Genomic DNA, 14988 nt, shown 5'->3' on the forward strand with positions numbered 1-14988 from the left:
GGGACGGTTCTTTTAGGGAACAATCGGAAGTTTGCGAAAAAAGAAGGCACATTTAGCTATTTAAGCTATCTGTGCCTTTGTACTATCTCGTATTACCACTATCCGCAAATTTTTGATTGTCCCAGAAGGACGAAGTCGCTTCCTTCTCTTCCTATGGGGATTCAATCCTCCCCAACCTCATTTTTGATCTTTTATTTATCAGTTTTTTTAACTGTTATCTATGTTTTTTCTTAAAAACATAGATAACAGTTAAAAATGGGTGTACTTTCCCCCTCCCCATTTAAGAGGCTTTTAAAAAAGCATTTAATTCTACCGATCACGGTATCTTATATGATGGAAACGGCGGTATCTTAAATGAATGAACGCTTTCTAGATGACCTTTTTTACACGAAGGACACAAAGTCATATCCTTATTTAATATTTTTCCAAGGACTTCAATTTTACTTAACCCTTCATATAACGGTTTATAGCTAGGGCTCTTTGTTAGTCTTCGACAACGTTCCAACTTCGTTTTTCTATTTCGATTTGCTAATAAACCATAATGCCTTACTTTCACAAATCGTGTCGGTAATACATGCATTAAAAAACGCCGAATAAATTCTACTTTGGTCATCTTTACTTGCTTTCTCTTATTGTTATTCTTATAGTCTTTTACACCGATGGTCACTGTATCATAACCTTGTGAAAGGATACGTTTATTCGAAATGGCAATTCTGTGCGTGTATAATCCAAGGTACTTCATCACAGCTAAAGGACCTGAAAATGTTCTTTTGGTATAACTATACCAATTCAGTTCATAACAGCTATCTAGTAATTGTTGAAACTGACTTCTAGATTGATATTTTGTTGTTTCAGTAAAGAACTTTAATTTCTTTTGGTTGTAATATTGTTTGAGATAATAGAGAAATTTCCCTCTAAATTGCTTTGATAAAACTTTCACAGGAATAAAGAATTTTTTACTCGTTTCCTTCCAACGGTTATCTTTTGTCAGGCCTCCGGCCAAGACTATGGTATGAATGTGAGGATGATAGTGTAAATTCTGGCCCCAAGTATGCAAGACAGATAAAAAGCCAATTTGGGCACCTAAATATTTATCGTCCCATGCGAGTTCGTTCAAAGTTTCTGCCACTGCTTTGTACATTAATTTATAAAGTAGTTTTTGATTGTGATAGATCAACATGTGTAATTGTTCGGGTATCGTAAACACGACGTGAAAATAGGGTGCGTTTAAAATATCTTTGCTTCTTTGATCCACCCAAATCTCTTTATCAACTCCTTGACATTGCGGACAGTGACGATTTCGACAAGAATTATAGCTAAGTTTTGAATCACCACATGAATCACACTCATGCCTGTGACCTCCTAAAGCATCTGTTTTACAATTTTTAATGGCCGTGGCTGCTTTTGCCTGTTCTATGGATACTTTATGAGTTACTCTAAAGTAATCGTAGTTATCAACGAATAAACTTTGTATAGTCATCAATTTTTACCTCTAGGCTGGTCCAATGGACTTTTGATCCCCATTAAACTTTTAGAAGTCATGTGTAAATAAGCAACTGTCGTTGCCACTCTTTTATGACCTAACATATGTTGTATATGCACAGGATCAATTCCGTCTTCGAGAGAGTGTGTCGCAAAACAATGCCGTAAGGTATGTGCTGAAATTGCTGTATCGAGATTTAATCTTTCTCTAATTTTAAGAAAGGTATTTTGTATGCTTTTAACCGTAATATGATTCTCTTGCTTTTGTCCCTTGAAGAGCCAATCATTTTTAGAAAAGGATCGATGATGATAGGCTTTGAAATACTCTCGCAGGACAAGAAGACTAGCTTCAGACAAAATGGTATAACGGTTCGTATCGTGTTTTGTTTTCTGCACACGAACTCGCATTCCTTGACTATCTATATCACTAATTTTTAGTCGTGCAACTTCACTAACGCGCAATCCACTACCATAGATTAAGGCGAGAATCGCCTTATGTTTTAAATTATTGGTACCCTCTAAAAGTGCATATACTTGCTCTCTAGGTGGAATAACAGGGAAGCTCTTGCCTCTTCTCATTCTAGGTACCTTTATTGGATTCCAGGTTTTCTCTAGTACATACGTGTAAAAAAACTTAATAGATGAAATACAATTATTTATTGTCCCTGGTGAAAGTTTTCTATCTCTTTTTAAGTGAAGGATATACCCCTGAATATCTTCAAAAGCAACTTCATCAATTTCTATCTCTAATACTACTTCCACATAGAATAAAAAATCGTTTATTCTTCTTCTCATAGATTTTCTTGTGGATTCTGGTGAGTTCTTAAGCTCAAAGAATAGTTCGATCTGTCGTTTATATTTTTCCATTATAAAAGCCCTCCGATTTGTTAGTTGATTTTTAAACAAACCGGAAGGTGGGTGGTCCACGATTAAGTGGAGTAAAATATTGGTTATGTAATTTTGTTGTTTTTCGTGTTAGAATAAATTTCATAGAAGTATGCTCTCTCTTTTTTATTGTTTGGTTTGGCGATTAAACAATATCACAGAAAGCATACTTTTTCTTTATGTTCTTAATGGTTTTCTTCCCTTAATAACCCTCTATCTGTATTTTTTTCCTCTTTACATAATAACGCTCTATCCCATAGCCATCGCGGGACGCGATTTCGTTCTTCTTGTGTACACGTTTGAAACGTGTACACAGAACCGTCCCCATGTTCACAACTAGCTTAAGGGCTTAGTCCGATCCAACATTTCTAAAAAAATCGTGTAATACTTTTGTTCTTTTATTGATTCAACCGGATCACTTGTACTCAGGTAGATGAAATAAGGCGTATTTTCAGCTTCCATAACTGCAAATATTTCGGCGCTCTCTCCCAACTTGCCATAGTAAATTGGAATACCTCCCTCTGTTACATCAAACTCTTCGTATGACATACCAGAAAATTGTGCGTGTTTTTCCAAGAATCGGCTTTCAAAATCTTGATAGGAGCCGCTTTCATTAAATGAAGTTTTTAAAATATCGACCGTACTATCTTGTTCACCAGTTCCAGTTGTTATTTGTAAGACAGATTGGTGAATCTCAACAAATAGCTGCTCCTCTACTCTAAATATTATGGAATCAGGATTACTGCTTGGAATGTCCACTTGCTCCCAGTCCTCGCCAATTACCGTTGAAACATTCGCTGTTTCATTCGTGTAAGTTTCCCCTCCACTAGTGGACTGCTCAACATTAGTGCCAAAGGGAATTTCACTTAATCCAAGGGGAATCAAGATAGCTAGACATGCAATCGCAGCAACAAAGGGGATTAGTTTTGATGGAAAACGCCTTTTCTTTCTAGATAATTTCACTTGCGACCACATCTCTTCTTTTAACCCTTTTGGCACTTCAATCGCGTCTATTTCTTTTGTTAAAAATTCTCTCATAGCCTTTTCTCGATTATTTTCCATACTGATCACCTCCTATTTTATATTGCTCATATAATCTTTCCTTCGCACGGAATATTCTTGACTTAACGGTACCAACTTTGTTGGAAAGAAGTTTTGCAATTTCCTTCTCCGTTAAATCCTCCACATATTTTAAAACTAAAACTTGTTTATGTTCTGGAGGGATATGTTCTAAATAATTGACCAGTTCATGCATCTCAAAATCAAACATATTTGCATCAGATCCATAGTTTTCATCCTTAAACTCCTGTGTTGATTGTTTTTTGTTTTTATTATAAATATCGATAGCTGTACGTGTCGCAATGGTCGTGATCCATGCATTCACTTTCGATTGTTTGTTGATTTTCCCTAGGTTTTTAAAGACTTTTATAAACCTATCATGCGTAGCATCTTTAGCTAGCTCTTCGTTTTTCAGAATATAATAGGTCACTTTGTACACCTTTTCGAAATAGGTCTCATACAACGCGTGTTCATCGAATTCCACTAACATAAACACCTCCTTCTACAATTACAGACCGGGTAGCTCCCGGAAAAGTTCCCTTTACATTAAAAACTTTTTCATACAATAAAAGCGATACTCCGAAAGTATCGCTTTACAAGCAGTTTTTGTTAGATTTTCATTCAATTAAAGGACAAACCTTTATTCCCTCATCAATTGTCCAAAAACAAACAGACGTGAAAATAGAAGCTATAAAAATATCTCTATTCATGGTAAAAAACTGCCCGAAATCAGTTAAGATCGACTGGCTATCGAATATGAATCCGACAATAAATAGGAAACTAAACCCGAAACTGACATGAAGAACAAAGGACAAGCCTAGTCTTGATTTTCCATATAAAAGTTCTGTTAATTTGTCTGATAAACAACTTACTGGTAGCCCGTAAAGAAGCAAGAATGGAGCAGCAAATAAACCAATTACTGATACAACTGAGAAAAATGGCGCTCCATCTGTCACAACGTAATACGAAGAAATAAGAGAGATGGATAGGATCGAGGCTAAAAATAATGTGATTAGTTTTCTCTTGAACATGGATACTGCACTCCTTCATAATCTAACAAGCCAGTTGTTTACAGACTTATTTCTTGTACCTATTACAAATGCTATACATCACTGTGATGAGGAAAGCAGAAATAGATGGATAACCAACTAACACTACAGGATTCATATGTTCCACTAAACTATATTCTCCCCATTCAAGCCAAAGTCGCCAGCCCATTCCTAGGCTACTTAATAATAAGGTTCCGATGAAAACAAGGGCAATTCTATTTTTATATAATTCTACAAAAATATTAGCAGCCACAAAATACATAACTACCGTCAAAAGCGTCATAAATAAATCAAAACCTTTTAATCCAGGAATGACAAAAGTAAAGGACAAGCCAGAATAAAATAGAATAATGAAAATAGCGAAAGTAAGGTATATTTTAGGTGACTTTTCTACGTGATCATAAAACTGTTTAAACATGTGATTTCTCCTTAACTAGTATAAGTATCTGTTAATGAATGTCGCTTGTTGATTCACTTTTCTTATTTACTAAACCGTTGGATAATTTTTTTCGTATGAAGTGTAATGTAAAATAGAACAAGATAAAATTACCAAACACCCCCATACTCAAATCCCAAGCCGTAATTCCTCCAGAAAAGAGATTAGAAATAACGAATTCATTTCCGTTTTCGACATATAAGGTTAAAAATTGAAATGGAAAACCATACGAATAGACGTATTTCGTTGTGTGTAAATGTGCAGGGGATGAATCGGGAATAAATAATACAAAAAGTATAATTAAAATAACAGACGTACAGAGAATTTTTTTATTAAAAAATATCCCCCACCCCCTATTGCGATATAGTGCAAACATAAAGATTAATACACCAACGAATGCAATCCAAATATATGGTTCAACAATAACACCTAGACTTAACAGGGTTAGGTGAGTAATTGCACCGATCATTGTCCAGAGTAATGAAAATATAATAACAAATCGTAAAGATTCTAAAACCACTCTCATGTTTTCTCCTCCCCTTCATAAGAGGGTACGTTTCACATCCTATTTTAACATTATTTCCCTTTTACTTATGCGAAATTTTAAAAAGTGTTTCTTCAATCAGAAAAAACACTACCAATCTTACCAACCTTTTTGTCCACATAAAGAGGTAATGTGCGCAAGGTGATGTCGACCATGCCACGCGTAGATTCCAATATTTTCACCTACTGACACCTCACCTGAATCTGGATGTGTAAATAATTTATCCATATCCGTCGGCTGTAAACTATGTAAAAGGCTTGTCCATCGAGCGTGTAAAGCATCAAGCAGGGTTAGGGAAATATCAATTGGGAGCTTATAGTCGGACAGTTCTGCCCATTCTGCTTCCTCATAGGGTTTAATGACAGGGTTATTTTCTGTAAGCGCTAACTTAAAGCGCACATAGGCATTCATATGGCTGTCTGCAAGGTGATGTATAACTTGTCGAATCGTCCATCCTCCAATACGGTAAGGAGTGTCAAGTTGATTCTGATCTAAGTGTTTTACAGCATCTCTTACTAATCTTGGTAGTTCTTCTATATCACTGATCCAGTTCTTGATGACACTACTAGTAATCTCGCCACTAAATTCAAATTTCCCAATTGGATAGCTATGATCCATTTGCTATGCCTCCCAGATTTTCGATTTATTTACTACATTCTATAACTGTATAATTCAACCTCACCTCTGTTCAACCCTTTTAAAATGGAAACTGGGGGACGGTTCTCCTGTTCACACTTCTTCCATTTTACGCCAAATACGTAAACAGGAGAACCGTCCCTCTGCTTACGAGGTCTGTCGCCCTGTTTCCATTTTCAGACACCAAAAGAGGCCACAGTAGAACTATGACCTCTCCATATTTTAATTATAAAATTTTAGACAACGTAAGAAGTCCCCACGATAATTAACAAGATAAATAACACGACGATCAATGCAAAACTGTTGTGCATCTCATCAACACCTCCATGAAAGATTATTTTTGTGTGCGATGTTCCGCGATCACAGCTTACCTTTGCCTTATCTTTAAGCTGTTCAATATCTATACTATGCACTTTCCCCACCACTGCGTGGGCGCTCGCACATATCCATAAAGATTAGGCTCCTGCCGTGTCACTCTTTTGGAAACAGGGGGACGGTTCTCCTGTCCACAATTCTTCCATTTTAATCCAAATACGTAAACAGGAGAACCGTCCCTCTGCTTACGAGGTCTGTCCCCCTGTTTCCTCCATCTCATCCAGGCTACAAGATCATCCGAACTGTGCTTGGTGGAGTCGTTTGTAGATTCCGTTTTTAGCGATTAACTCTTCATGTGGGCCTTGTTCTGCTATGCCGTCTTTTGTTACAACCACAATTCGGTTAGCATTTTTAATGGTTGCTAGTCTGTGGGCGATGACAAGGGTTGTTCTTCCTTTTGATAATTCATTTAAGGATTGTTGGATCGCCATTTCAGTTTCCGTATCTAAAGCCGATGTTGCTTCATCTAAAATTAGAATTGGTGGATTTTTAAGGAACATCCTTGCAATTGCAAGCCTTTGTTTCTGGCCACCTGAGAGCTTTACGCCACGCTCGCCGATCACTGTTTCAAGACCCATTGGTTGTGTAGCAATAAAGTCATCAAGTCTAGCTTTCTTTGCCGCGTCCATAATTTCATCATCATTTGCATTCAACTTACCATATGTGATATTTTCACGCAGCGTACCGGAAAATAGGAATACATCCTGTTGCACGATTCCTATTTGGCCACGCAGCGACTCCAAGGTAATATCTTGAATATCATGCCCGTCCACTTTAATGGTACCTTCTTCGATCTCATAGAAACGTGGCAACAAGCTACATAACGTCGTTTTTCCAGCACCTGATGGACCAACAAAAGCAACCGTCTCTCCTTGATGAATGGTAAGATTAATGTCATTTAGTACACGATCTAGACCTTTATAGCCAAAAGAGACGTTTTCGTACGTAATGTCTCCTTTTAACTCAACATCTTTCGCTTCTGGTCGGTCTGCGATATCAGGATCAATATCCAATACCTCTGTATAACGCTTGAACCCAGCAAACCCTTTTGGATAACTTTCAATAACGGCATTTAATTTTTGAATCGGTCCAATAAGAATATTAGATAATAAAATAAATGCAACAAATTGACCATAAGTTAAATCATCAATGATGACGAAATACGTTCCGAATAGTAAGGTGAATAACGTAATTAAGCGCATCAACATATAGTTAGCTGTAATATTCTGCGCCATAATTTTATAAGAAGCAAGCTTTGTTTGACGATAGCGTTCGTTGTTTACACTAAATTGCTTCTGCTCATATTTTTCATTTGCAAAAGCTTGTACAACACGAATACCACCAATACTATCTTCCACGCGTGCATTGATATCAGCTACATCACTGAACATGCGTCTAAAAGTAACAGTCATTTTTTTATTAAAATGAATCACGAATACCAACAATAATGGAATAACGATAAACGACAAAACTGCTAGTTTCCAGTTGATCGACAACATAATTGCAAAGGACCCAATTAAGGTCATGATAGCTACGAAAACATCCTCTGGACCATGGTGCGCAACCTCGCCAATCTCTTCTAAATCTTTTGTTAAACGAGAGATCGAATGCCCCGTTTTATTGTTATCATAAAAGCCGAACGATAACTTTTGCATGTGTTGGAAAAGCTTTCTCCGCATGTCCGTTTCAATATTAATACCGAGATTATGGCCCCAATACGTCACAATGAAATGCAACCCCGAATTAATCATATAAATAGCTAGTAACCCGAGACATGCCCAAAATATAACGACCCATGACCCCTGCGGTAGTAATGTATCAATCACATAGTTAACAGCTAGTGGAAAAGCAAGTTCAAGTAAACCAACTAAAACTGCACATGAAAAATCAAGAAAAAATAAGCCTTTATATGGTGTGTAATACGAAAAGAATCGTTTTAACACTCCCCCACCCCTTCCTTCTGTTTTGTTTCTATATTGAGTATTTGAGGCTTTAAGTTTAGAGAATTTCACCTATCAAAAAGCCATAATGAATATCATTATAGCGGATTGAGTGGAAAAGACAATCATTTTATCATGTGCATACTACTCGTAGGTAGGTCAGAGAGATGGATCGCTACTATTCAATAAGCTTGCAACACCAATGGAAGTACATGTACTAATTACTTCTGTGATGAAATAATTAAAAACATAGGTCTCCGAAGCTCATCTTTTGCTTCAGGATAGTGCTTTAACATTTCATCAGAAGGAATCGGTTCATTGACTTCTTTTATGATAAAACCTGCATGAATTAAATTGTTCATATACGTCGAGACAGTCCGATGATATTTAACCACGTTTTCGGTAAGGAATGTTGTTTTTCGCGCACCTTCTTCTTGGTAATGGTCAACTGCCCAGTGCACTCGATTTCCATGTTCATCATAAAACCAATCTTGTTCCTCACGAGAAGTAAAAATTGGATGCTCAACGGAAAATAGAAAGCAACCGCCAGGCTTTAGATAACGATAAACCTTCTGACAAAGTTGATCAAACGATTTTATATAGTGAAAAGCTAATGAACTAAAAATCACATCAAACTGCGAGTCGGAAAAGTCGATATCTTCTACCGGTAATTGAAGATACGTAATGGCTGCGTCATCCGTCATTTCACGAGCTTTTTGAAGCATTTTTTCAGATATATCTACACCGATAACAGAACTAGCTTGTTGTTCACGCGCATAACGACAATGCCAGCCATAACCACAGCCTAAATCAAGCACACTTTTATTGCGCAAGTCCGGGATCATTTTTCTTAGTATGTGCCATTCTCCAGCACCTTCCAACCCTTTGGTCGAACGTGGCATTTTTTCATAAGCAGAAAAAAAACGTGCTTCATCATATTTGTTTTGCTTCATGTTTACCCTCCTCTATTTTTCATGTTTAATCTGGATGAAATTCCCGCATACTATTTCTCTCGCCTTTTTATTAACAAAAAATGGGCGTCTCTCACAATGATTTATTGAGAAACGCCGCTTTCTATCGTCCTGAGGATAAGATTAACCCGCTATGTATGAAGCAAAATTTATCAAGGTTTGGCTCACACAAATCAATAAATGGATATCTCCGTCTGATTAAACCCTTAACGAACCTCGGAAACCTCTTACACCATAATAAGAATCCGCGCCATTATGATAAACAAAAACATGCCCAAAACGACGATCACAAAATAGCGCACCACCGCGTTCTCTTATATCAGATGGGGTCTGCACCCAACTCGATGTTTTATTATCGACACTTTCTAATTGTTGCAATGCCCGATATTGTTCTTCCTTTAACATTTCTATTCCCATGTCGGTTGCCATATCGATCGCGCTGTTTTCTGGCTTGTGTTTTTTCCTAGACTCCAGTGCTTCACGGTCATAACAAATACTTCTGCGCCCTTTAGGACTTTCCTTTGAGCAATCATAGAAAATGTAGACACCTGAATCCTGATCAAAGTCAACCACATCCGGTTCGCCGCCTGTTCTTTCCATCTCGTGAAGCGACCATAACTTTTCCCTATTTACATCAAGCTTAGCTCGCACTTGATTCCATTCAATCCCTTCATGGCGATGCATGTTTTTCTCAAAACGCTCTCTTAATATGTTCAAAATCTCATCCCGCTGTTCCGGTGCTAACTCCATACCTACATTATTATTCGCTACCATATCTATCCCTCCATTTGGAAACATGGGGACGGTTCTCCTGTTCACGATCTCGGAAACAGGAGAACCGTCCCCATGTTTCCATTTTCACTCCTCGTACTACTTTATCCTACAAACGAATTTTTCAACCTACTTTTTACTCTCTACAATACCTTCAATAAATTAACTTCTTGGAAAAATGCTGGATGGGACAATTACCTCAGTCCATTAGACTAAAATTTTTAGTAATCTCTCAAACTCACCATATTCGTCTTCGCCTTTAAAGATACTAGTCGTAAATCCTTTCTTTTCATATAGATGTCTTGCGCTTAGATTATCTGTATCAACACCTAGTGCCATTTCTTCAAATCCTAGTTGTCTCGCATAATCCATCAAATAATCAAGAATGGTCCCACCAATACCACGATTTTGGAATTCTTTTTTCACTATCATCCGAGATAGATAAATTCGTTTTTTCGGAATAGTATAGTCTGGGTCATCTTTTTTAAAAACTAATGAGCCCTCTCCTATAAACTCCTCGTTTTCTGTATAAATAAAGGTGATTCTATTTCCGCTTACTAATTCATCGTAAAATATCTTAGCCATTTTTGGATTCTTACCCATATCCCAAATGCTCTGACACTTGTTATAATCTTCGGGATTTAATTTCTTTATTTGATAGGAAGCCAGAGTCTCCCCCTCCTTTTGTTCATCATTTATGATTTTAGCATAAAGTACCAGCATCCCATCTTATTACTCTTACAAGGAAAGGTTTTTTTTATTTTAAAATGAAAGTGTGCTCCACCGCCTTATTCAATAGTTTTTGATAAGACCGTATTCTAAAAGTTTTGCTTCTTTAACGAAAAAACACAGCATAGACGATAAACCCTACAATCAACACAAGAATAAGTATCCCAGTACCCTTCCATCCTAATCCACCAACTAAATCAGGCAATCCTCCACCGTGGATACTTCCTCCAGGATTTCGCTTTAGTTCTTCCTGACGTATTCTTTCTCTTGTTCTATCTGCATTTTCCTTCTCTCGACTCATTCGGATCCACTCCTTATATGTGGAAACATGGGGACGGTTCTCCTGTTCACGTTTTTTGGAAACACAAGAACCGTCCCCACGTTTCCTACTATGCCTTACATTTTATCTCTTATTTGTTGTAGAATTTCGATGACTTGTTTATTTTGGGTTTCGATTGTTTTTAGCCTTTTTTCAATGATACCTGAAGAAAAAAATATAATAAGTAAAATTGCAATTCCGATCACATCCATTTACATCCCCCTATTCATAAAATCCCAAAGCGCAAGCAGTGGTCTGCCCATACCTTATTCCAATAAACTTATGTCCATATTCAACTTAGGAGTAGTTCCTTTGTATCACCATAAAACACCAGTGCATTTTTATTCGTATATGTTTCGTGTAATTCTAAATCCATTGTTTCCGTTTGTTCTTCAAAACCTTCCTTTTTTTCCTTATTACTCTGATGAAAAAATAGATAGATAGAGTCTTGCCATACTCTACCCCTTTCCAATTTGCCCCGAATACTCTTTATTCATTTTAACATAAAATACCAATATTTTTTCAAAGCATAAAAAAGGATCACCGTTATCGACAATCCTACTTATGCACGATTATTCATTTAAGTCTTTCATTTGACGTGCTTCTAAATTTTCCATTTAATAAGGAACAAGCACCGTACCTTAATCCAATGCCATCTAATATCGTATGGCTGCTCCACCTACTACTTTTTTACACCCTAGCTATCCATACTGCTACTTTTCAGTAAACTAATACTTCTAAATAAATAGTTATTCCACAGCGATCTTACTTGCCAATTTATTATCAATCTTATTTGAATCACCTTTATCTAGTATCCAAAGCTTAACGATTGAATCCTCTTTCAAATCAGAAAACTCATCAACCTTACCTGTGAATTCAGTCTTATCATCAATTAAGATTTCATATGTAGGATATGTTGTCTCAGGATCTGGGTCATCCGTTCCGACTACAATGCTAGATTCTTTCATTTCAAGAACTCTACCCTTGAAATCTGAACAGCCGGACAATAACAAAACGATAAACAGGGAATAAACAATTAATTTTTTCACTTGCATTCCCCCTTTCAATAGAATAGGGATCGTAAACGAAGGGACGGTTCTTGTGTGCACGTTTCCTAATTTATTCCATATATGTACAAGAAGAACGAAATCGCGTCCCGCGATGGCTATGGGATAGAGCGTTATTATGTAAAGAGGAAAAAAATACAGATAGAGGGTTATTAAGGGAAGAAAACCATTAAGAACATAAAGAAAAAGTATGCTTTCTGTGATATTGTTTAATCGCCAAACCAAACAATAAAAAAGAGAGAGCATACTTCTATGAAATTTATTCTAACACGAAAAACAACAAAATTACATAACCAATATTTTACTCCACTTAATCGTGGACCACCCACCTTCCGGTTTGTTTAAAAATCAACTAACAAATCGGAGGGCTTTTATAATGGAAAAATATAAACGACAGATCGAACTATTCTTTGAGCTTAAGAACTCACCAGAATCCACAAGAAAATCTATGAGAAGAAGAATAAACGATTTTTTATTCTATGTGGAAGTAGTATTAGAGATAGAAATTGATGAAGTTGCTTTTGAAGATATTCAGGGGTATATCCTTCACTTAAAAAGAGATAGAAAACTTTCACCAGGGACAATAAATAATTGTATTTCATCTATTAAGTTTTTTTACACGTATGTACTAGAGAAAACCTGGAATCCAATAAAGGTACCTAGAATGAGAAGAGGCAAGAGCTTCCCTGTTATTCCACCTAGAGAGCAAGTATATGCACTTTTAGAGGGTACCAATAATTTAAAACATAAGGCGATTCTCGCCTTAATCTATGGTAGTGGATTGCGCGTTAGTGAAGTTGCACGACTAAAAATTAGTGATATAGATAGTCAAGGAATGCGAGTTCGTGTGCAGAAAACAAAACACGATACGAACCGTTATACCATTTTGTCTGAAGCTAGTCTTCTTGTCCTGCGAGAGTATTTCAAAGCCTATCATCATCGATCCTTTTCTAAAAATGATTGGCTCTTCAAGGGACAAAAGCAAGAGAATCATATTACGGTTAAAAGCATACAAAATACCTTTCTTAAAATTAGAGAAAGATTAAATCTCGATACAGCAATTTCAGCACATACCTTACGGCATTGTTTTGCGACACACTCTCTCGAAGACGGAATTGATCCTGTGCATATACAACATATGTTAGGTCATAAAAGAGTGGCAACGACAGTTGCTTATTTACACATGACTTCTAAAAGTTTAATGGGGATCAAAAGTCCATTGGACCAGCCTAGAGGTAAAAATTGATGACTATACAAAGTTTATTCGTTGATAACTACGATTACTTTAGAGTAACTCATAAAGTATCCATAGAACAGGCAAAAGCAGCCACGGCCATTAAAAATTGTAAAACAGATGCTTTAGGAGGTCACAGGCATGAGTGTGATTCATGTGGTGATTCAAAACTTAGCTATAATTCTTGTCGAAATCGTCACTGTCCGCAATGTCAAGGAGTTGATAAAGAGATTTGGGTGGATCAAAGAAGCAAAGATATTTTAAACGCACCCTATTTTCACGTCGTGTTTACGATACCCGAACAATTACACATGTTGATCTATCACAATCAAAAACTACTTTATAAATTAATGTACAAAGCAGTGGCAGAAACTTTGAACGAACTCGCATGGGACGATAAATATTTAGGTGCCCAAATTGGCTTTTTATCTGTCTTGCATACTTGGGGCCAGAATTTACACTATCATCCTCACATTCATACCATAGTCTTGGCCGGAGGCCTGACAAAAGATAACCGTTGGAAGGAAACGAGTAAAAAATTCTTTATTCCTGTGAAAGTTTTATCAAAGCAATTTAGAGGGAAATTTCTCTATTATCTCAAACAATATTACAACCAAAAGAAATTAAAGTTCTTTACTGAAACAACAAAATATCAATCTAGAAGTCAGTTTCAACAATTACTAGATAGCTGTTATGAACTGAATTGGTATAGTTATACCAAAAGAACATTTTCAGGTCCTTTAGCTGTGATGAAGTACCTTGGATTATACACGCACAGAATTGCCATTTCGAATAAACGTATCCTTTCACAAGGTTATGATACAGTGACCATCGGTGTAAAAGACTATAAGAATAACAATAAGAGAAAGCAAGTAAAGATGACCAAAGTAGAATTTATTCGGCGTTTTTTAATGCATGTATTACCGACACGATTTGTGAAAGTAAGGCATTATGGTTTATTAGCAAATCGAAATAGAAAAACGAAGTTGGAACGTTGTCGAAGACTAACAAAGAGCCCTAGCTATAAACCGTTATATGAAGGGTTAAGTAAAATTGAAGTCCTTGGAAAAATATTAAATAAGGATATGACTTTGTGTCCTTCGTGTAAAAAAGGTCATCTAGAAAGCGTTCATTCATTTAAGATACCGCCGTTTCCATCATATAAGATACCGTGATCGGTAGAATTAAATGCTTTTTTAAAAGCCTCTTAAATGGGGAGGGGGAAAGTACACCCATTTTTAACTGTTATCTATGTTTTTAAGAAAAAACATAGATAACAGTTAAAAAAACTGATAAATAAAAGATCAAAAATGAGGTTGGGGAGGATTGAATCCCCATAGGAAGAGAAGGAAGCGACTTCGTCCTTCTGGGACAATCAAAAATTTGCGGATAGTGGTAATACGAGATAGTACAAAGGCACAGATAGCTTAAATAGCTAAATGTGCCTTCTTTTTTCGCAAACTTCCGATTGTTCCCTAAAAGAACCGTCCC

The 14988-nt window shown here is 36.6% G+C and carries 19 protein-coding genes; 2 read left to right on the forward strand and 17 right to left on the reverse strand.

What is annotated here, in order from left to right; all coding sequences use genetic code 11:
- Positions 1 to 316: 316 nt before the first annotated feature.
- From NYQ66_RS05945 to NYQ66_RS06025, 17 genes are all read right to left on the reverse strand, one after another.
- The gene (locus tag NYQ66_RS05945; protein WP_456151316.1) at positions 317 to 1483 is read right to left on the reverse strand and encodes an IS91 family transposase; all 1167 of its coding nucleotides are present in this window, start codon (positions 1481 to 1483) and stop codon (positions 317 to 319) included.
- The gene (locus NYQ66_RS05950; protein ID WP_259867933.1) at positions 1480 to 2349 is read right to left on the reverse strand and encodes a tyrosine-type recombinase/integrase; all 870 of its coding nucleotides are present in this window, start codon (positions 2347 to 2349) and stop codon (positions 1480 to 1482) included. Before NYQ66_RS05950 ends, NYQ66_RS05945 begins: the two co-directional genes overlap by 4 nt.
- Before the next feature lie 354 nt (positions 2350 to 2703).
- Complete coding sequence (locus NYQ66_RS05955) at positions 2704 to 3429, reverse strand: hypothetical protein (protein WP_259867934.1); 726 nt, start codon at positions 3427 to 3429, stop codon at positions 2704 to 2706.
- Positions 3419 to 3916, reverse strand: coding sequence for an RNA polymerase sigma factor (locus NYQ66_RS05960; RefSeq protein ID WP_259867936.1), 498 nt, complete (start codon positions 3914 to 3916; stop codon positions 3419 to 3421). The genes NYQ66_RS05955 and NYQ66_RS05960 overlap by 11 nt, the downstream gene beginning before the upstream one ends.
- Before the next feature lie 127 nt (positions 3917 to 4043).
- A complete protein-coding gene (locus NYQ66_RS05965; protein ID WP_259867938.1) occupies positions 4044 to 4457 on the reverse strand; it encodes a hypothetical protein in 414 nt (137 codons plus the stop codon).
- Between the two features lie 46 nt (positions 4458 to 4503).
- A complete protein-coding gene (locus NYQ66_RS05970; protein WP_259867940.1) occupies positions 4504 to 4893 on the reverse strand; it encodes an ABC transporter permease in 390 nt (129 codons plus the stop codon).
- Between the two features lie 31 nt (positions 4894 to 4924).
- Positions 4925 to 5437, reverse strand: coding sequence for a hypothetical protein (locus NYQ66_RS05975; protein ID WP_259867941.1), 513 nt, complete (start codon positions 5435 to 5437; stop codon positions 4925 to 4927).
- Positions 5438 to 5554: 117 nt separating this feature from the next.
- Positions 5555 to 6073: a YfiT family bacillithiol transferase gene (locus NYQ66_RS05980; protein WP_259867942.1), complete on the reverse strand. Its 519-nt coding sequence runs from the start codon at positions 6071 to 6073 to the stop codon at positions 5555 to 5557.
- Positions 6074 to 6327: 254 nt separating this feature from the next.
- On the reverse strand, positions 6328 to 6402 hold the full coding sequence (locus tag NYQ66_RS05985; protein WP_259867957.1) for a YjcZ family sporulation protein: 75 nt from the start codon (positions 6400 to 6402) through the stop codon (positions 6328 to 6330).
- Between the two features lie 297 nt (positions 6403 to 6699).
- A complete protein-coding gene (locus tag NYQ66_RS05990; protein WP_259867944.1) occupies positions 6700 to 8409 on the reverse strand; it encodes an ABC transporter ATP-binding protein in 1710 nt (569 codons plus the stop codon).
- A 218-nt stretch (positions 8410 to 8627) separates the two neighbouring features.
- Positions 8628 to 9359 (reverse strand): class I SAM-dependent methyltransferase, encoded by a 732-nt coding sequence (locus NYQ66_RS05995; RefSeq protein WP_259867945.1) that lies wholly within the window; start codon positions 9357 to 9359, stop codon positions 8628 to 8630.
- 216 nt (positions 9360 to 9575) lie between these two features.
- Entirely contained in the window at positions 9576 to 10151 is a 576-nt protein-coding gene (locus NYQ66_RS06000) for a DUF4256 domain-containing protein (RefSeq protein ID WP_259867947.1), read from the reverse strand.
- Between the two features lie 204 nt (positions 10152 to 10355).
- The gene (locus NYQ66_RS06005; RefSeq protein ID WP_259867948.1) at positions 10356 to 10871 is read right to left on the reverse strand and encodes a GNAT family N-acetyltransferase; all 516 of its coding nucleotides are present in this window, start codon (positions 10869 to 10871) and stop codon (positions 10356 to 10358) included.
- A 112-nt stretch (positions 10872 to 10983) separates the two neighbouring features.
- Complete coding sequence (locus NYQ66_RS06010) at positions 10984 to 11178, reverse strand: DUF6366 family protein (RefSeq protein WP_259867949.1); 195 nt, start codon at positions 11176 to 11178, stop codon at positions 10984 to 10986.
- A gap of 95 nt (positions 11179 to 11273) precedes the next feature.
- A complete protein-coding gene (locus tag NYQ66_RS06015; RefSeq protein ID WP_259867952.1) occupies positions 11274 to 11408 on the reverse strand; it encodes a hypothetical protein in 135 nt (44 codons plus the stop codon).
- A gap of 80 nt (positions 11409 to 11488) precedes the next feature.
- On the reverse strand, positions 11489 to 11668 hold the full coding sequence (locus NYQ66_RS06020; RefSeq protein WP_259867953.1) for a hypothetical protein: 180 nt from the start codon (positions 11666 to 11668) through the stop codon (positions 11489 to 11491).
- A gap of 277 nt (positions 11669 to 11945) precedes the next feature.
- Positions 11946 to 12245, reverse strand: coding sequence for a hypothetical protein (locus NYQ66_RS06025; RefSeq protein WP_259867955.1), 300 nt, complete (start codon positions 12243 to 12245; stop codon positions 11946 to 11948).
- Between the two features lie 394 nt (positions 12246 to 12639).
- On the opposite strand from NYQ66_RS06025, the gene NYQ66_RS06030 reads away from it, so the two are divergent.
- Positions 12640 to 13509: a tyrosine-type recombinase/integrase gene (locus tag NYQ66_RS06030; protein ID WP_259867933.1), complete on the forward strand. Its 870-nt coding sequence runs from the start codon at positions 12640 to 12642 to the stop codon at positions 13507 to 13509.
- A complete protein-coding gene (locus NYQ66_RS06035; protein WP_456151316.1) occupies positions 13506 to 14672 on the forward strand; it encodes an IS91 family transposase in 1167 nt (388 codons plus the stop codon). Before NYQ66_RS06030 ends, NYQ66_RS06035 begins: the two co-directional genes overlap by 4 nt.
- Positions 14673 to 14988: the final 316 nt, after the last annotated feature.

The sequence above is a fragment of the Aquibacillus koreensis genome (assembly GCF_025154055.1).
Lineage (GTDB): Bacteria > Bacillota > Bacilli > Bacillales > Amphibacillaceae > Aquibacillus_C > Aquibacillus_C koreensis.